Origin of the sequence: Hymenobacter actinosclerus, from assembly GCF_900111515.1 — a bacterium.
Lineage (GTDB): Bacteria > Bacteroidota > Bacteroidia > Cytophagales > Hymenobacteraceae > Hymenobacter > Hymenobacter actinosclerus.
On the sequence record NZ_FOHS01000001.1, the window covers coordinates 1 to 16,686 of the forward strand.

General features: G+C 62.2%; 15 protein-coding genes, 1 tRNA gene and 1 rRNA gene. 7 read left to right on the top strand and 10 right to left on the bottom strand.

Translation table 11 applies throughout. The features are described from left to right. The first annotated feature begins 120 nt into the window (after nucleotides 1-120). Nucleotides 121-232: ribosomal RNA gene (rrf, locus tag BMY67_RS00005) — 5S ribosomal RNA — on the top strand. A gap of 247 nt (nucleotides 233-479) precedes the next feature. Here the strand turns inward: rrf and BMY67_RS00010 are convergent. Both BMY67_RS00010 and hemW read right to left on the bottom strand, forming a co-directional pair. Further along, nucleotides 480-1,013 (bottom strand): hypothetical protein, encoded by a 534-nt coding sequence (locus BMY67_RS00010; protein WP_092767106.1) that lies wholly within the window; start codon nucleotides 1,011-1,013, stop codon nucleotides 480-482. A gap of 95 nt (nucleotides 1,014-1,108) precedes the next feature. Further along, nucleotides 1,109-2,245, bottom strand: a complete 1,137-nt coding sequence (hemW, locus tag BMY67_RS00015; RefSeq protein WP_092767108.1) for a radical SAM family heme chaperone HemW — start codon at nucleotides 2,243-2,245, stop codon at nucleotides 1,109-1,111. A gap of 242 nt (nucleotides 2,246-2,487) precedes the next feature. On the opposite strand from hemW, the gene BMY67_RS00020 reads away from it, so the two are divergent. Beyond that, nucleotides 2,488-4,359 carry a BamA/TamA family outer membrane protein gene (locus BMY67_RS00020; protein WP_092767110.1) on the top strand — a complete coding sequence of 624 codons (1,872 nt, stop codon included), beginning with the start codon at nucleotides 2,488-2,490 and terminating at the stop codon, nucleotides 4,357-4,359. A 64-nt stretch (nucleotides 4,360-4,423) separates the two neighbouring features. Here BMY67_RS00020 and BMY67_RS00025 read toward each other — a convergent pair whose 3' ends face one another. Further along, nucleotides 4,424-5,581 (bottom strand): alpha/beta hydrolase, encoded by a 1,158-nt coding sequence (locus tag BMY67_RS00025; RefSeq protein ID WP_245744811.1) that lies wholly within the window; start codon nucleotides 5,579-5,581, stop codon nucleotides 4,424-4,426. Between the two features lie 230 nt (nucleotides 5,582-5,811). On the opposite strand from BMY67_RS00025, the gene BMY67_RS00030 reads away from it, so the two are divergent. After that, nucleotides 5,812-5,884: transfer RNA gene (locus BMY67_RS00030), tRNA-Met, on the top strand. 161 nt (nucleotides 5,885-6,045) lie between these two features. Here BMY67_RS00030 and BMY67_RS00035 read toward each other — a convergent pair. Continuing rightward, on the bottom strand, nucleotides 6,046-6,528 hold the full coding sequence (locus BMY67_RS00035; protein ID WP_092767112.1) for a GAF domain-containing protein: 483 nt from the start codon (nucleotides 6,526-6,528) through the stop codon (nucleotides 6,046-6,048). Nucleotides 6,529-6,832: 304 nt separating this feature from the next. Here BMY67_RS00035 and BMY67_RS00040 point away from each other — a divergent pair, with 304 nt between their 5' ends. Beyond that, a complete protein-coding gene (locus BMY67_RS00040) occupies nucleotides 6,833-7,360 on the top strand; it encodes a dihydrofolate reductase family protein (RefSeq protein ID WP_092769504.1) in 528 nt (175 codons plus the stop codon). A gap of 66 nt (nucleotides 7,361-7,426) precedes the next feature. Then, a complete protein-coding gene (locus BMY67_RS00045) occupies nucleotides 7,427-8,362 on the top strand; it encodes a carboxypeptidase-like regulatory domain-containing protein (RefSeq protein ID WP_092767114.1) in 936 nt (311 codons plus the stop codon). A 70-nt stretch (nucleotides 8,363-8,432) separates the two neighbouring features. On the opposite strand, the gene BMY67_RS00050 is transcribed toward BMY67_RS00045, so the two are convergent. The 4 genes from BMY67_RS00050 to BMY67_RS00065 all read right to left on the bottom strand — a co-directional run bounded on the left by BMY67_RS00050 (nucleotide 8,433) and on the right by BMY67_RS00065 (nucleotide 13,002). Beyond that, on the bottom strand, nucleotides 8,433-9,113 hold the full coding sequence (locus BMY67_RS00050; RefSeq protein WP_092767116.1) for a phosphatidylserine decarboxylase family protein: 681 nt from the start codon (nucleotides 9,111-9,113) through the stop codon (nucleotides 8,433-8,435). Between the two features lie 311 nt (nucleotides 9,114-9,424). Further along, nucleotides 9,425-10,720: a Glu/Leu/Phe/Val family dehydrogenase gene (locus BMY67_RS00055; protein ID WP_092767118.1), complete on the bottom strand. Its 1,296-nt coding sequence runs from the start codon at nucleotides 10,718-10,720 to the stop codon at nucleotides 9,425-9,427. Between the two features lie 136 nt (nucleotides 10,721-10,856). Then, a complete protein-coding gene (locus tag BMY67_RS00060; RefSeq protein WP_143069636.1) occupies nucleotides 10,857-11,765 on the bottom strand; it encodes a phosphatidate cytidylyltransferase in 909 nt (302 codons plus the stop codon). A 187-nt stretch (nucleotides 11,766-11,952) separates the two neighbouring features. Next, nucleotides 11,953-13,002: a CPBP family intramembrane glutamic endopeptidase gene (locus BMY67_RS00065; RefSeq protein WP_092767122.1), complete on the bottom strand. Its 1,050-nt coding sequence runs from the start codon at nucleotides 13,000-13,002 to the stop codon at nucleotides 11,953-11,955. A gap of 158 nt (nucleotides 13,003-13,160) precedes the next feature. On the opposite strand from BMY67_RS00065, the gene dusB reads away from it, so the two are divergent. Next, nucleotides 13,161-14,150 (top strand): tRNA dihydrouridine synthase DusB, encoded by a 990-nt coding sequence (gene dusB / locus BMY67_RS00070; RefSeq protein WP_092767124.1) that lies wholly within the window; start codon nucleotides 13,161-13,163, stop codon nucleotides 14,148-14,150. A 159-nt stretch (nucleotides 14,151-14,309) separates the two neighbouring features. Then, nucleotides 14,310-15,266 (top strand): DMT family transporter, encoded by a 957-nt coding sequence (locus tag BMY67_RS00075; protein ID WP_092767126.1) that lies wholly within the window; start codon nucleotides 14,310-14,312, stop codon nucleotides 15,264-15,266. Nucleotides 15,267-15,275: 9 nt separating this feature from the next. On the opposite strand, the gene BMY67_RS00080 is transcribed toward BMY67_RS00075, so the two are convergent. Then, complete coding sequence (locus tag BMY67_RS00080) at nucleotides 15,276-15,860, bottom strand: hypothetical protein (protein ID WP_143069637.1); 585 nt, start codon at nucleotides 15,858-15,860, stop codon at nucleotides 15,276-15,278. A 45-nt stretch (nucleotides 15,861-15,905) separates the two neighbouring features. Beyond that, the gene (locus tag BMY67_RS00085; protein WP_092767130.1) at nucleotides 15,906-16,493 is read right to left on the bottom strand and encodes a hypothetical protein; all 588 of its coding nucleotides are present in this window, start codon (nucleotides 16,491-16,493) and stop codon (nucleotides 15,906-15,908) included. Nucleotides 16,494-16,686: the final 193 nt, after the last annotated feature.

Here is a 16,686-nt window from a genome sequence, read left to right on the forward strand (position 1 = left end):
TACTAAGGGCTCGAACACTTCTGTAGCAAATAAGCTCACCGCTTGCTTTTTCTTTCACTCTGCCTCTATGTCGAATTTCACAGCTGTTGTGTGCGAACACGCATAACACGCTGAATTGATAATGGTGGCTTTAGCCCGGGTGTTCACCTCTTCCCATTCCGAACAGAGTCGTTAAGCCCCGGAGCGCCTATGGTACTGCCTTCATCGGTGGGAGAGTCGGTCGCCGCCAACCTTATCAAGCTTGCTGCCCCGCAGCGTCCTGTGCCCGCAAGGCAGAAGGATGCGCGGGGCAGCTCGCGTTTACGGCCAGGCCAACGGTAACAGGAGTGCCAACCGGCACCGGGCTATCGCCTCTGTCTGGTCTGATGCCAAAAGGCCCGCATCCTCCCATGAGGAAGCGGGCCTTTCTCGTTTATGGGTTTTATTAGCTTCGAAACGAATGTAACTTCTCGCCTGACTTCCTGCGAGAAGTCGTCTGACTATACTACTCGCAGGAAGACGTCTTCCAGATAGAAGATATTATGCGGGAGGTCGGCTTCGTACTCAGCCGCCTCTTCCTCCTCCTGATCTTCCTCCACCTGTATATCGAAAGGCTGCTCCTCTTCCTCTTCGCCAAACAGATCATCGGCCGGATAGGTGCAGGAGAGCTTCAGGGCGACGTTTGGCAGCGAGATGGGCGACTTGTCTTCGGTGGTGTATTCGAGCAGGCAGGGCCAGTCCTGAACCGTGGCCAAGGCCTCGGCAACGTCTTCCTGTAGCATGGCCGAGCGGGGGCCCGCCAGGCGTAGGAGCCGGTCGAGCTGCTGGAAGGGCAGGCCGAGGTGGAAGAAGTGCGCATCCCCGTCGAAATCAGTCGTTGCCCAGATGGTCACGTCATCAGAGTTATCGAAAACGATGGCGGTCAGGTGGACGTGTTCGATAAAGAAATCCGTGTCGTCGGCCAGCGCATCAATCAGTCGTCTCATCGTTTTGGGGTTGGCGGAAAGGAGCAGCCGGGCGTTGTTGCCGGTCATTGCTTTCAAAGAAATAACAAAAGACGCAAAGCGGTGCTACCAGCTACCCGGAATATCCGGGCAGAGCGTTCCAGGCCTCGCCAACGTGTGCGTTATCAGGCCGCCTGAAACAACTCCAGCGTGATATGGTCGGCCAGGAGTTTGCCGGCATCGGTCAGCCGCAGCCAGCCATCCAGCAGCGTTGCCATACCCGTCGTCTGGAGCTGGGCCAGGTAGGTGGCTTGGGTTGCCGGAAGGTCGATGCCCAACTGGTCGCGTAGCTTGGTCAGGTTGCAGCCCTGGGCGGTGCGCAGGCTGGTCATGAGGTACTCGTTGGCCTGGTCCAGCGGGCTCAGTACCTCTACGGTGGCCGGCACGAGACCTTCTTCGAGCACGGCGGCAACGTAGCGCGGGTTGTTAGCCAGCGTGGCATGGCGGCTGTGGCCATTGAAGGAGTGGGCGCTGGGGCCCAGGCCCAGGTAGGGCACGCCGGCCCAGTAGGCCGAGTTGTGGCGCGACTCGCGGCCGGGCCGGCAGAAGTTGCTGATTTCGTACTGCTCGTAGCCGTGGCGGGCCATTTCGGCCAGCAGCAGCTCAAACTGCCGGGCCACGAACTCATCGGGTGGCGGCCGGAACTGACCTTTGCGCAACTGCCGGCCAAATACGGTGTCGGGCTCGATGGTGAGGGCGTAGCAGGACAGGTGCGGTACCTGGAGCGCGAAGGCCGCCGCCATATCGGCCTGCCAGATGCGGTGGTCGGGCGCGGGTACGCCGTATATCAAGTCCACCGATATGTTCTCGAAGCCCGCTTCCTGGGCCCGCCGCACGGCCTCGCCCGACTCCTGGGCCGAGTGGGCCCGGTTCATGAGGCGCAGGTGGGGCTCGTGGAAGCTTTGCAGGCCGATGCTGAGCCGGTTGATGGGAGAGGCCGCCAGCTCGCGCACTTTGGCGGGCGTCAGGTCGTCGGGATTGGCTTCGAGCGTGATTTCGGCATCGGCGGCCACCGAGAACCGGGCGTTGATAGCCGTGAGCAGCTGGTCCAGCTCGGTTGCCGTAAGCAGCGAGGGCGTACCGCCACCGAAGTAAATGGTTTCAATAACTGCGCCCGGCTCCAGGTAAGCGGCCCGCAGCTCCATTTCGGCTACCAGCGCATCCACCAAACGACTCTTCAGGCCCATGCTGGTGCTGAAGTGAAAGTCGCAGTAGTGGCAGGCCTGCTTACAGAAAGGAATATGGAGGTAGATGCCGGACAAAGGAAATGGCTGTAGCTGGGGCACGGAACGTGAGTCCGTAGCGCAAGACTTGGAGATAGGAAGCAGGGATACCACATCGGAACCCTACTGACTGGAGCTCTTTACGGTAACCGGTGGGCGGCTACTCGCCCGACAGAGGAGGGCAACAGAAGGCTACGGACTAAAGTCTGTGCCCCAGCCTTTCGTTCACGAAAACTACCTTCGGGAAATTAAATGCCGCGGTTCGCGTTGCACTGGCACAAATGTACGTCCGCATCCTCGCTTTCTGGTGTTTGTTGCTGAGTCCGGCCGGCTGGGCAGTGGCGCAGGGCAGCACGCCACTGAACCCGGCTGCTCCGCCCGTCTCGGCCGTGCCAGCCGTGTCGCTGCCGCCCGATTCGGCTGGTAAGGTCCTGCCAGCCCCACCTCGCCCGGGGCGGCCCGTGGTGCTGCGCCTCCAAACGGAGGCTGCCGACCAGGCTACCCTGCGGCCCTACCGCTACCGCCGGCAGCTGCCCGATTCACTGGCCGCGTTGCGTGAGGTGCGTACGCTGGTGCTGGCGTTGCAGGCCGATGCCTACCTCACGGCCTCGGCCGATGAACTGCGTTGGTCCCCGGCCGCCGACACGCTGCAGGTACGCGTGTACGTGGGCGAGCAGTTTCGCTGGGCCCGGCTGCGTAATGGCAACCTCGGCGACGCACTGCTGGTGCGGGCCGGCTTCCGCGAGAAGCTCTATCAGCAGCAGCCGCTACGGCCCCAGGAGTGGGTGAAGTTCCAGGAAAACGTGCTGCGGGAAGCCGAAAACCAGGGCTACCCTTTCGCTACCGTTGGCCTCGATTCGCTGGCGCTGCGCGGAGCAGACATCGAGGGCCGGGTGGTACTGCGCCGGGGGCCAGCCATTGTGTTCGACTCTATCCAGATTGTCGGCCAGACCAAAACCAAGGCCCGCTTCCTGAGCCGCTATTTGCAAATAGAACCCGGCGAGCCATTCAGCCAGCAGCGCCTGCTGGAAGCCGACCGCCGCCTGCGCCAGCTGCCTTACCTACAGGTGAAGGCGGCGCCCGAAGTGCGGTTTGCCCGGGGCCGGGCGCGGGTATATTTCCTGCTCGACGACCGCACGGCCAACCAGTTTGATGCCATTGTGGGCGTGCTGCCCAACCCTAACCCCGGCCTGGGCCAGAAGAAAGTGCAGATAACCGGCGACGTAACGCTCAACCTGCGCAATATCGGGGGCGGGGGCAAGGGGCTGGGCGTGCAGTGGCGCAAGCTCGATGCCACCTCCCAGCTGCTCGATGCCCAGTACCTGCACCCCACGTTTTTTGGCACTCCGCTCGAAGTCAGCGCCTCGTTCAATCTGCTCAAGCAGGCAGAACTGTTCCTGACGACCCGGCCGCGTCTTCAGGTGGCCTACCCCACGGCCCGAGCGGGGCGACTGGCCGTGTTCTTTGAGCAGCGCAATTCCCGCCTGCTCAACCAGAATTCCAGCCTTCAGCAAGCCGGCCGCCTGCCCGATAACATCGACTCGCGCTTCGCCTCCTACGGCCTCGACTACACCTGGAACACGCTCGACGACCCTTATTTCCCGCGGCGGGGTTTGCTGCTGAGCGGACAGGCAGCCATCGGTACGAAGCGCCTCAGTCCCAACTCCGATGTGAAGCCCGAGTTTTACGACGGCCTGGCCCTGCGCACCCGGCAGGTGAGCCTGGGCCTGCGGGCCGAGCGCTACTTCCGGCTGGGCCGGGCCGGGGTGCTGCTCACGCGGCTGCGGGGCGAGGCCTTGCTTAACGACCGGCTGTTTCTCAACGACCTGTTCCGGCTGGGCGGGCTGGCCACGCTACGCGGCTTCAACGAGTTGAATTTCTACGCCAGCCAGTACGCGGTGGGCACGGCCGAGTTCCGCCAGTTCACCGGCCCCGACATCTACCTGTTCGTATTTGCCGACCAGGCCTACCTGCGCCGCGACCTGCCTAACGACCCCTACCCGCGCGACACGCCAACCGGCCTGGGAGCGGGCCTGAGCTTTCGGACCGGCGCGGGCCAGTTTCAGTTCGTGTACGCGCTGGGCCGCAGCGAGCAGCAGCGCTTCGGCCTGAGTTCGGGCAAGATTCACTTCGGCATCACCAGCCGGTTCTAGCCCATAAAAAGAGCGGCCATCCTACCAAGGACGGCCGCTCTTTTCAGGAACGCTAAGAAGGAGGTTATTTCAGCGCCTTTTTCAGCTCGTTGGCAGCCAGGTCTTCGGCTTCGCGGGCCTGGGGCACTACGGCGCCCATCCCGAAGAATTCGTGCGTTACATCCGGGTAGAGCTGGTAGGTAACGGGTACCCCGGCGGCTTTCATGTTGTCGGCCAGCGTTTTGCCCTCGCTCATCAGCGGGTCTATGCCAGCACCGATGATGGTGGCGGGCGGCAGGTTCTTTAGGTCGGCGTGTACCAGGTCAATCATCGGGCTCTTGCCATCGGCGGGGCTGCGCAGGTAGTATTTGAAGAACCAGGCCATGAAATCCTTATAGAGTGGCTTGGACTTGGTATGCTGCTGATAGGAGGGCGTGTTCAGGTCGTAGCCCGCAATCGGGAAAATGAGCACCTGGTGCTTGGGAGCCTGCACGTTTTTGTCGCGGGCCATCATGCTCACGGCGGCAGCCAGGTTGCCGCCGGCACTCTCGCCGGCCACGGCTATGCGCTTGGGGTCGCCGTTGAAGGAGCCCGCGTTCTTCAGCACCCACTGGTAGGCCGTAAACGAGTCGTTGTGGGCCATCGGGAATTTGTTTTCGGGGGCCTGGCGGTAGGCTACCGAGGCCACGATGGCGCCGGTTTTGGCCGCCAGGGCACGGGCCGAGGCGTCGTACGTGTCGAGGTTGGCAATGACCCAGCCGCCGCCGTGGTAGTACACCACCACCGGCAGCGTACCGGTTGCGCCGGCCGGCGTATAAAGCCGCACTTTCAGGCCGGGAGCGGCCATTTTGCTCATGGTGTCTACGTCGGCATAGGGCGCCGGAATGTTGTATTTCTGCATCACGGCCATCAGCGCATCCTTGAAGGAAGGCGCCTTGCGGACTTCGGCCGGGGTGAGCTTATCGGGCGGGGTGGGGCCGCTGAGGCTGTCGAGCTTCTCAATTACGGCCAGCATCTCGGGGGCGATGTTGGGAGCCCAGGCCGGTGCCGGACCGGTGGGCTTTACGGCAGCCGTGGTGCCGTTGGTGGCGGACATGGTGCCGGCCGCCGTGGCTACCGAGTCGTTGGCCGGACTGGTGGTGGCCGTTTCGGCCGTTTGGTTGGTGTTGCAGGCGGCCAGCAGGCCCAGGCCGGCCAGCAGGGCCGGCACCTGGCGCCACCGCAGAACAGAAGAAGTGAGCATATTTAGAAGAATGAGTAGGGGAAAAAGATGAAATGCTTAACGCAGCGGCTTCATTTGGGTGACACTTATTCCCGAATTGTGTACGCCACCACTTCCGTCAGCCACCTATTGGCTCGGAGGTTGATAAATTTTATAGCTGATAATCAGGCCCGAAACCTTATTGCAGGGCAAAATTCAGTCGCCAATAGCTTGTTTGTCGAAAACGTGTGTACATTTGCATCACCAAACAGTGCGGGGTGGAGCAGTTGGTAGCTCGTTGGGCTCATAACCCAAAGGTCACTGGTTCGAGTCCAGTCCCCGCTACCTAAAAGGGCGTTTCCGTATCGGAGACGCCCTTTTCTTTTGTCCACTACAGTAACTAGCACGTTGCAGAAGCTGCTGCTATAGGTGCCGAAACTACAACGGGCCGCAACCGAACGTTTCGGTTGCAGCCCGTTGGGCAGTAAGCAACTTCGGATGATACCCTAGAACCAGGTGGCCACCAGCTGCGCCAGCTCTTCCAGGTAGCGCTGGTCGGTGGTGTCGAAGTCGTTGAGCTGGTCGCTGTCGACATCGAGCACGGCGACTACCTGGCCCGCTTTGAGGATGGGCACTACGATTTCAGATTTGGAGGCGGAGCTACAGGCAATGTGGCCGGGGAACTGCTCCACATCGGGCACGAGCAGCGTGGCGGCCTGGGCCCAGCTGGCGCCGCACACGCCCTTGCCATGCCGGATGCGGGTGCAGGCAATAGGCCCTTGGAAGGGCCCGAGTACCAGCTCGTCGTCTTTCACCAAATAAAACCCTACCCAGAAAAAGCCGAAGGCCTGGCGCAGGGCGGCGGCGGCGTTGGCCAGGTTGGCCACCAGGTCGGGTTCGCCGGTGGTCAGGGCAGTTAGCTGGGGCAACAGCTGGCGGTACTGGTCGGCTTTGCTGAGGGTGGTATCGAGCTGGAGTTCTTCGGCCATGTGCGAGGAAGCGGAAAGTAAAAGGTGGGCCGGGGGCCGGCCAGGCACCGGTTCGGTGCCGGCGCAAAGATACGGCACGCCGCTCCGGGCGCCGCTTGCCGGGGCAGCTACTACCAAATCTCAGCTGAAAAATGGAAATTAGCCTAACGGTTAACGCTGATCCGGTGGGTTGGGCCGTTCCGATGCCGAAAATTTACGGCCCACCAGCCGCCCGGCCCGTATCAGCTACCACTCCGGCCCCATGGCCGCCGAACCGCTCTTTACCTGCTTCTCGCTCCCACCCACAACCAAATCCCATCCCCGCATGCGCAAAGTTGTACTCTACATTGCCACCAGCCTCGACGGCTACATTGCCTCGCCCGATGGCCTGGTGGAATGGCTGCCCACTGCCGGCCACGACTACGGCTACACCGAGTTTCTGGCCAGCGCCGACTCTACCCTGCTCGGCCGCGCCACCTACGAGCAGGTGCTCGATTCCGGCCCCTGGCCCTATGCCAGCCTCACCAACTACGTGTTCAGCCGCCGGCCGCCGGCCGTAACGCCCCATGCCTCGGTGCAGTTTGTCAGCGACGAGCCGGTGGAATTTGTGCGCGCCCTGCGCCAGCAGCCCGGCCGCACTATCTGGCTGATCGGGGGCAGTACGCTGGCCTCGCCGCTGCTCACGGCCGGGTTGGTAGATGAGCTGATGCTGCTGGTGCTGCCTCGGGTGCTGGGGTCGGGCATCCCGCTCTGGCGCCACCAGGCGCAGCCTCAGACGCTGCAGATGCTGCGCACCCAAACCTGGCCCGACGGCACGGTACTGCTGCATTATAAGCTGCCCAAGAAAGATTGATTCCGAACCAGCCGCATTGACGGTAAAACCGGCTAGCTTCACGGCTCCAGCCGGTTTTTCGTTTCTATGTCTCTCCGTTTACACGCTTTATTTGCGGCCGCTCTGCTCACGGCCCTGGCCCATCCGCTGCACGCTCAACGCACCCTCACCGGCACCGTGCAGGACCCGCAAGGCGCCGCCGTGCCCTTCGCCGTGCTGGAGCTGCCCACCCACAAACTGGGCGTGCAAGCCGACGATGAGGGCCGCTTTTCGCTGCCGCTGCCCGCCGGCCTAGCGCCCACCGACTCGCTGACTGTTTCGGCGCTGGGTTACGAGCGGCGCCGCGTGCTGGTGCCGGTCGGAGCTACAGTTGCGTTGCAGCTGGCCGCGTTGCCCGTGTCGTTGAACGAGGTAGTAGTGCGGCCGGGCGCGGCCGAGTGGGTAGGGTTTGAGAGTGAACCGAAAGACTTTGGTTACGGACAGAATGGTTTGTCAAAGGAAAAAAACACCGGCTGGCAAATAGCACGACTGTGCCAGCCAACTACCAACGGTTACTTGGTGGCTGCCCGCTTTTTCGTAAAGCCAGGAATTCACTGCGGCAAAACAGGAGTGCGGGCCCCTTTTCGAGTGCGGGTGTACGCTGCCGATGGGCCGAATGGCAGTCCGGGTACCGACTTGCTGTTCACCACTGTGCTGGCAGCTGCTCCTCAGAAAGGATGGGTAACGGTAGACTTGAACCGTTACGGCATAGAATTCCCGCAACGGGGCGTGTACGTGGCGATGGAGTGGGTGTACACCTCCGATGAATTTCTCTGCTCCTACACTTACACAACGCCCGATTCGCGGCAGAAAAAGGAGGGTTTTTCTTATGGCCAGTCGTTGGCTGCGCAATGGGTACCGGAGGCGCAAGCCCGCACATGGTATTACACCATTAAGTACGGTTGGCGAAAGTTTGACAGTCGCGACCCAACCGGCCAGCAAAGAGTGGGCGACGCTGCTATCCAAGCCCGGTTCCAACCCTAATTACTCCAAAATAACAGCGGCGGCCCCAAATAGGGAACCGCCGCTGTTGCTAGTAGATGCCGCTAAATGCCTAAAACAGGGTTGGCGGCGGGGTTTTGAGTTGGGCAATGACGGTCTGGCCGCCTTTTACCTTCTCGCCAATCTGCACTTTTACTTCGGTGTCGAGAGGTACGAAAATGTCGACCCGCGAGCCGAACTTGATAAAGCCGAACTCCTCGCCCTGGCTGACCTCGTCGCCCTCGTTCACGTACCATACAATGCGGCGGGCCATGGCGCCGGCAATCTGGCGGAACAGCACCAGCGGCCCGGCTTCTGACTCTACCACTACCGTGGTGCGCTCGTTCTTGGTGCTGCTTTTGGGGTGCCAGGCCACCAGGTAGTTGCCGGGGTGGTACTTGAAGTAGCGCACGATGCCCGAAATAGGGTTGCGGGTGATGTGCACGTTGATCGGCGACATGAAGATGCTGATCTGCATGCGCATATCGTCGAAGTATTCGGGCTCCATCACGTTCTCAATGACCACTACCTTGCCGTCGGCCGGAGCAATAATCAGGTCTTCGTGGGTGAAGAGGCGGCGGGCCGGGCTGCGGAAAAATTGCAGCAGAATCAGGAACATGATAACTGAGATGCCGGCGAATACCTTGTTGAAACCGCCGTTTTCGGCGTTGTAGCGGAACAACAGCAGGTTCACGACCAGCAGGGCCAGCAGCGTAAAAAACAGAATCCGTCGACCTTCCTTATGGATTTTCATAAATCACTGATTTGCGCTGATTGGCCTGATTCAGGTGGCTCATAGCCAGCTCATGAACGGGCTGCTGGAGCTTTGCGCGGGTTACTGCTTACGTTGAGTTAGCTGATTTCGATGGTAGAATAGCGCTCAAGCAGCCAAGCTACACAAAGATAGCCCGAACCAGCGGCCCGGGCTATCGGAAAGCAAATATAGGCGTGTAAGGTGAGATGGTGAGGTGGTGAGTTGATGTTCAGAGGGCCTGATTGCGCCACGTGCGCCGCCAGGCTCTCTGAACGTCAACTCCCCATCTCACCACCTCACTGGTTCACCGCTTAGTAGCCGCCGCGGAACTTGTAGGTCTGGGCTACCTTATCGATGGCCACGATGTAGGCGGCGATGCGCATGGGCACGTCGTACTTGCGGCTCGTCTGGTACACCTTCTCGAAGGCATCGTTCATGATGCGGTCGGCGCGCTCGGTCACCATTTTCTCGCTCCACTTGAAGCCCTGCTTGTTCTGCACCCACTCGAAGTAGGACACGGTTACGCCGCCCGAGTTGGCCAGAATGTCGGGCACCACCATAATGCCCTTCTCGTTGATGATGGGGTCGGCCGAAGCGGCCGTGGGGCCGTTGGCGCCTTCCACAATCAGCTTAGCCTTGATGTTATGGGCGTTGTGCTCGGTGATAACGTCCTCGACGGCGGCCGGCACGAGCACGTCCACGTCGGTCGTGAGCAGGTCGTCGGCGTTTTCGAGCATCGTGGCGCCCTGGAAACCGTCGAGGCGGCCGGCGTGGGCGTTCTTGTAGGCAATGGCTTCGTCGATGTCGATGCCGTTGTCGTTCCAGTAAGCGCCGCTCACGTCGGAAAGGCCCTTGATTTTCACGCCCTTCTCGCTCAGCAGCTTAGCCGCCCACGAGCCCACGTTGCCAAAGCCCTGTACCGCCGCCGACACCGTGTGCGGGTCGAGGTTGAGGGTTTTGAGGGCCGCCAGGGCCGCTACCATTACGCCGCGACCGGTGGCCTCGGTGCGGCCCAGCGAGCCGCCCATCACCAGCGGCTTGCCCGTTACCACGGCCGGCGAGGTGCCGCCCACCGTCTTCGAGAACTCGTCCATCAGCCAGGCCATCTCGCGCGGACCGGTGCCCATGTCGGGGGCCGGAATGTCGCGGTCGGGGCCGAAAACGTCCTTCATGGCCAGCGTATAGCCGCGGGTGAGGCGCTCAATTTCGCCGGCGCTCATGGTGGTGGGCTCGCAGATAATGCCGCCCTTGGCGCCGCCGTACGGGATGTCCACCACGGCGCACTTCCAGGTCATCCAGGCCGCCAGGGCCTTCACCTCGTCGAGGTGCACGTTTTTGTCGTAGCGGATGCCGCCTTTGCTGGGGCCCAGAATGGTGTTGTGAATCACGCGGTAGCCCTCGAACACGCGCACCTTGCCGTTGTCCATCGTGACGGGGATGTGCACGATGACCTGCTTGTCGGCGGCCTTGAGCACTTCGTACGTTTCTTCGTCGAGGCCGAGAATTTCGGCCGCCACGTTGAAGCGCGACATCATCGATTCGAGCGGGTTTTCGGCATCAACGCGGGGAGCCGGCTCTTTGTACTTGTAGACCGTGGTAGCAGCCATACGGGGTGGGGGTTGGGTGGGGGAAATGAGGGAGCGGCTCCGCAAAAAACGGCGCCGCGGGTGGAATTCAAGGGCAAAGGTAGGCCTTTCCTTTGGAGTGCGGAAGGCAGCGGCAAAGCCGGATTTCGCCCGCCGCCTACGACCCGAAAACCAGTTTCAGCACGGCCAGCACGGGCAGGATGAACAGGAAGGCATCGAACCGGTCGAGCAGGCCGCCGTGGCCGGGCATGATGCGGCCCGAATCCTTCACGCCCACGCTGCGCTTGAGCATGGATTCGGCCAAATCGCCCAGCGGGCCTAATACGGCCACCACGCCGGCTACCACCAGACGGTAGGGCAGCGAGAGTTCGGGCAGCAGCCAGCCCAGGGCCGCACCCACCAGCAGCGTGAATACGAAGCCTCCAATGGCGCCCTCCCAGGTTTTGCCGGGCGAGATTTTGGGCGCCAGCTTGTGCTTGCCCATTGTTTTACCGGCCGCGTAGGCCCCGATATCGGACGCCCAGACCAGAAACAGCAGCGCAAATACCCGGCGGTAATCGTAGCCGCCCGGCCCGCTGAAAGCCAGCAGCGTGAGCAGGCTCATGGGCAGGCTCACGTAGAGCAGCCCAAGCAGGGCCACACCCACGTTGGAAAACGGCGCGAAAGGCTGGTTGGCGCGGGGCCAGGAGTACATTTCGCGCAGAATCAGCAGCACCGGCAGCAGCACAATCAGGCCCACGGCCGCGTTGCGCAGGTAGCCCAGGTCGGCCTCGGCCAGCGGCACGGCCTGGTTGGTCAGCGTCCGGAACTCGGTGAGGGCGGCCACGCTGGCAAACAGCAGCAGGCTGATGGCCACGCCCAGCATGGCCGCCGGCTTGTAGCCGGCCTGGCGCATCATGCGGTAAAACTCGACCAGCATGCGCGCCTGCACCACGGCGAAAAGCAGGGCAAAGGTCCAGGCGCTGAACCACACGCTGCCCAGCAGCAGCACGGCCCCCAGCACCCCGAAAATTATGCGCTGGCTCAGGTTGGACATCGGGGCTTTGGCGGCGGCGGGCTCAGACAACGTTTTGTAGGCTATTAGCGGACAGCCGTTAGCTGTTCGCTTTGGTGAAATGGAAAGGCGAATGCCAGTATGCGGGGCAACGGCCGGCGGCTCAATCTCCGCACAAAATCCGAAACCTGGCAGGCATTACCGGCGAAAACAGGATTTCAGCCCGAAAGCTAACCGCTAGCAGTGCTCGGCTAACAGCTTAAGAACGGGTTGTATCTACGCCGTCGTGGCTGAGGGTGCGGGCGGGCGGCAGGGGCGTATCGGTATCCTGCACCACGGTTACGCCGCGGCGGCCCAGCGTGTGCATGCGCGTGGGCGGGCCGTCGGCGAAGGGGCGCTGCATGCGCTGGTAGAGGTACCAGAGCAGCAGCGCGCTCAGCAGCAGCGAGGCCAGCACCCAGGGCCAGGGCAGGGCCTCGGTCGAGTCGGGGTCGAAATCGGTGGCCGACCACTCGCGCTGCTGGGCATAGAGCAGCACCAGCTGGAAAGCGTTCTGGGCAAAATGGGCCGCCATCGGTACCAGAATATTACCGCTCCACTCGTATAAGTAGCCCAGCAGCAGCCCCAGCACAAAGCGCGGGAAAAAGCCCAGAAACTGGAAGTGAATGGCGCTGAAAATGGCCGCCGCCAGCCACACGCCCACGTGCCGCGAGCTCGCCCACTGCACGAGGTTGCGCTGAATCACGCCCCTGAAAAACAGCTCCTCGGCTACGGCCGGCACCACGGCAATCACCAGCAGCGCCACCACAAACCGGGCCGGCGACGAGAAGCGGGTGAGGTACTTGATGGTGTTCTGGGCCGTGGCTTCGGCCTGGCGGGCCAGCTCTTCCCAGTGGGCCAGCGCCGCGGGCAGGTGCAGCTTGGCGTTCCACGAAATCAGCACCGACATGGCCGGCAGGCTGGCTACGATGAGCACGGCGGCCAGCAGCAGCCAGCCCAGCGGCACGCGGTGGCGGGGCGCGAAGTAGTCGGGCAGCTCGTAACCCGTGAGCTTGGCCAGCGCCACGGCCGCCCCGCCGAAGCCGCCGAGCAGCAGCAGGCCCTGGCTGAGCATCGAAATCTGCCAGCCGTTGGCGTAGTTGCTGGGCTGCTGCTGCACGTTGCCCAGCGCCGCCAGCCCCACGCCGTAAAACAGGTTGCTGATAATGGCAATCAGCAGCATGCTCAGGCAGGCCGTGGCAATGAGCAGCACCAGCAGCAGCGCCAGGTTGGCCAGCGGGTGCAGCCGGCTCGAAACGAAACCTTTCATGTCGGGGACGGGGTTGGTTGAAAAGCTCGGGCTCCAGCCCTTAATAATCGTAAATTTGCGCAAAATACCAGCGCCGGCGCCAAACCGGCCCGGCGGCTGGTTTTCTTTCCGAAAAAAAGCTAACAGCCAACCGCTACTAGCTATCAGCTCAATAAGAAGTGGTCCACATTCGCAACATTGCCCTGCCCGATTTCCCGCTCTTGCTCGCGCCCATGGAGGACGTGTCGGACCCGCCGTTCCGGGCCGTTTGCAAGCAGGGCGGGGCCGATCTGATGTACACCGAGTTCATCTCGTCGGAGGGCCTGATCCGGGCCGCCGCCAAAAGCCGCCAGAAGCTCGACGTGTTCGACTACGAGCGGCCCATCGGCATCCAGCTCTTCGGCTCCGACGTGGCCACGATGGGCGAGTGCGCCCGCCTGAGCACCGAGGCCGGCCCCGACCTGATTGACATCAACTACGGCTGCCCCGTGAAGCAGGTGGCCTGCCGCGGCGCCGGCGCCGCCCTGCTGCGCGACATCCCCAAAATGGTGGAAATGACGGCCGCCGTGGTGCGGGCCACCCACCTGCCGGTAACCGTGAAAACCCGCCTGGGCTGGGACGAGAGCACCAAAAACGTGGAGGAAGTGGCCGAGCGCCTCCAGGACGTGGGCATCGAGGCCCTCACGGTGCACGGCCGCACCCGCGTGCAGATGTACAAGGGCGAGGCCGACTGGCGGCTGATTGCGGCCATCAAGAACAACCCGCGCATCAAAATCCCCATCTTCGGCAACGGCGACATCGACTCGGCCCAGAAAGCCGTGGAGTACAAAAACCGCTACGGCGTCGATGGCATCATGATTGGCCGCGCCGCCATCGGCTACCCCTGGATTTTTCGGGAGGTGAAGCACTACGTGGCCACCGGCGAGCTGCTGGCCCCGCCCACCGTGGAGGAGCGGGTGCAGGCCTGCCGCATGCACTTCGAGAAAAGCCTGGAGTGGAAAGGCCCCCGGGCCGGCGTGTTCGAGATGCGCCGCCACTACGCCCAGTACTTCCGCGGCCTCGAAGGGGCCCGCCAGTGGCGCAGCCGCCTCGTCGATACCAACGACCCGCTGGAAATCCACCACATCCTCGACGAAATCAGCGCCGCCGAGCCGGTGCTGGTGGGGTAGCGTGTTGCGTTGTAAAAGAACGTCATGCTGAGCTTGCCGAAGCATCTCGCGTGCTGATGTTGCAGTGGTAATTCAACATCAGCGCGCGAGATGCTTCGGCAAGCTCAGCATGACGTTCTTTTAATCTTATTTATTCCCACATCTGCCTTTTTCACCTCAATGCCTACCACGCCTGCCGCTGCCGCCCCTACTGCCCCGCCCGTTGCCGCCGTGGCCCCGCCGGCCCCCACGGCCACGGCCTGGGTGCTGCTGCTGGTGCTGGCCGGCATCTGGGGCACGTCGTTTATTCTGATGAAGAAGGGACTGGTGGTGTTTTCGGCTTTGGAACTGGGCGCCACGCGGGTGAGCGTGGCGGCGCTGCTACTGCTGCCGTTTGCCCTGCGCCACCTGGGGCGGGTGAGCCGGGAGAAAATCAAGTGGCTGCTGCTGAGCGGGGTGGTGGGCACGCTGCTGCCAGCGTTTCTGTTTGCCTACGCCGAAACCCGGCTGGCCTCGGGCCTGGCGGGCGTGCTCAACGCCCTCACGGCCGTGTTTACGCTGGTGGTGGGGGCCGCCTTTTTCGGGCAGAAGCTCACTGGCCTGCGGGTGCTGGGCATTGCGCTGGGCCTAGCGGGCACGCTGGTACTGATGCTGCTGGGTGGCAGCGCGGCGGCTGGTACGGCTCCGGCCGGGGGCAGCGGCAACGCCTGGTACGGCTTGTTCATCGTGGCCGCTACGCTGGGCTACGGTGTGAGCGTGAACGTGATTAAGCGCCACCTGAGCGACATTCCGGCCCTGGCCGTTACGGGGCTGCTGCTGCTGTTCATCGGCGGGCCGGCGCTGGCGTTTCTGCTGGTGGGCACCGATTTTCTGGGCAAGCTGGCCACCGTGCCCGGCGCCTGGACGGCCTTCGGCTACATTGCCCTGCTGGCCACTATGAGCACGGCCGTGGCCATGGTGCTGTTCAACCGCCTCATCCAAACCTCCACCGCCCTGTTTGCCGCCTCCAACACCTACCTGATTCCGGTAGTAGCCCTGGCCTGGGGCGTGCTCGATGGCGAAGAATTCAACATCTGGCACCTGCTGGGGATGGTCATTATTCTGGTAAGCGTCGCTATTATCCACCGGGCCAAGTAGGCCGGATGCTCAGTCTTCAGCTGGCTGTTGAATTTCCACGGAGTTGAAAAACCGCAGCCGTTCTGCTTCTTTAAAGTCACCAGATTGGCGTAGTGGCAGGAAATGCAACTGATACACAGCTTTTCCCACGGTTAGCATATGTGTATACTTTATAATCGGAATACCCTCGGGGTTTTCCTCTCGGTACTTCACCGTAATACGGTCAAAACCATTCTGCTGAACTACTGACTGTTCCAGAAGGATACTGCTTGCCTGATTCATCATCAGCGGAATAGCTCGGCTGAGATAATACGATTTACGGACTTCCGGATCCGGAGAAAAAGGTGGCTCTCTCAGCATCGGAATCCTGATAACTACATATACCGCGCTGGTATCCTCCAGCCTGTACACTTGCGTGTCTTCCACCAGATCATCCTGTTTCCGCTGCGGATGAAGGGTCGCCATGATATCCGGTGCACTTATTTCCTGAGGTTGAGCAGGTAGCTGCACGAGCAATTGATCGTCTACTTTCAGAGTAGTCCACGGAGTTTCAGGCACACGGGGGCGGCAGCCATTGCATAACAGAAGAACAATCAGCCAGTAGGTATATCTCATGTAGGCTACTTACAGTGGCTCCAATAATACATATTGTTCACACATTCACTCATTCACATACGGCCACGCGTGGAACCGCTCCGGCAAACCCAGGCGGGCGGGGTGGGCGGTCAGGTAGGCCAGCACGCGCCGTAGCTCGGCTTCATCCTGAATCGGCAGCTCGTGGGAGCCGCCGGGGTGCCAGAAGTCGGCCTCGGGCGGGAGCTGGCCGCGTAGCAGCCGGCGGGCCTGGGCGGCGGTGCGCTGGTGCAGCAGTTCGATGGTTTTGTAGAGCGACAGGCCCGCTTCGGCCGGTAGCACCAGCACGGCGTGCAGGTGGTTGGGCAGCAGCACGAAGCCTGGCACCCGCAGCCCCTGCTCCTCCAGCATCAGCAGCTCGCCGGCCACCAACTCGGCCAGCTTCTCGCGGCCCAGGTAGTCGGGCCCCACGGTATGGGCGTCGAGCAAGGCATCGAAGGCGGCGAAGAACTGCTTTTCGGCCCGGCGACCGGCCGCGGCGGGGTCGGGGGCGGTGCGGGCCTCGGTTTGAGCGGCCACGCGCCGGGCCTGCAACTCGCGGCCGGCGCGGGCGGGCACCGAGCCGGCCAGGCGCATGGTTAGCAGGACGGTTTCGGCGGTGTCGAAGTCGGGCATGAGCGAGTTGAGGCTAAAAACTAGCTCCCCTCCTTGGAAAGGAGGGGTTGGGGGTGGTTGATGCCGCTGAAACGGTTGCTAAAAAATAGCAACTAATTATCGTTCAGACGTAAATCAACCACCCCCAACCCCTCCTTTCCAAGGAGGGGAGCTAGCTTTTTAGCTCTTAGCAGCGCTGTCAGCGGCCGAGCCG

What these genes read in the sequence shown, in the direction of transcription:
- BMY67_RS00075 (WP_092767126.1), top strand. Translation starts at nt 14,310, where the DNA reads ATGCCTACCACGCCTGCCGCTGCCGCCCCTACTGCCCCGCCCGTTGCC.
- BMY67_RS00035 (WP_092767112.1), bottom strand. Translation starts at nt 6,528, where the DNA reads ATGGCCGAAGAACTCCAGCTCGATACCACCCTCAGCAAAGCCGACCAG.
- BMY67_RS00025 (WP_245744811.1), bottom strand. Translation starts at nt 5,581, where the DNA reads ATGCTCACTTCTTCTGTTCTGCGGTGGCGCCAGGTGCCGGCCCTGCTG.
- BMY67_RS00080 (WP_143069637.1), bottom strand. Translation starts at nt 15,860, where the DNA reads ATGAGATATACCTACTGGCTGATTGTTCTTCTGTTATGCAATGGCTGC.
- BMY67_RS00040 (WP_092769504.1), top strand. Translation starts at nt 6,833, where the DNA reads ATGCGCAAAGTTGTACTCTACATTGCCACCAGCCTCGACGGCTACATT.
- BMY67_RS00010 (WP_092767106.1), bottom strand. Translation starts at nt 1,013, where the DNA reads ATGACCGGCAACAACGCCCGGCTGCTCCTTTCCGCCAACCCCAAAACG.
- BMY67_RS00085 (WP_092767130.1), bottom strand. Translation starts at nt 16,493, where the DNA reads ATGCCCGACTTCGACACCGCCGAAACCGTCCTGCTAACCATGCGCCTG.
- BMY67_RS00055 (WP_092767118.1), bottom strand. Translation starts at nt 10,720, where the DNA reads ATGGCTGCTACCACGGTCTACAAGTACAAAGAGCCGGCTCCCCGCGTT.
- BMY67_RS00050 (WP_092767116.1), bottom strand. Translation starts at nt 9,113, where the DNA reads ATGAAAATCCATAAGGAAGGTCGACGGATTCTGTTTTTTACGCTGCTG.
- BMY67_RS00020 (WP_092767110.1), top strand. Translation starts at nt 2,488, where the DNA reads ATGTACGTCCGCATCCTCGCTTTCTGGTGTTTGTTGCTGAGTCCGGCC.
- BMY67_RS00065 (WP_092767122.1), bottom strand. Translation starts at nt 13,002, where the DNA reads ATGAAAGGTTTCGTTTCGAGCCGGCTGCACCCGCTGGCCAACCTGGCG.
- BMY67_RS00045 (WP_092767114.1), top strand. Translation starts at nt 7,427, where the DNA reads ATGTCTCTCCGTTTACACGCTTTATTTGCGGCCGCTCTGCTCACGGCC.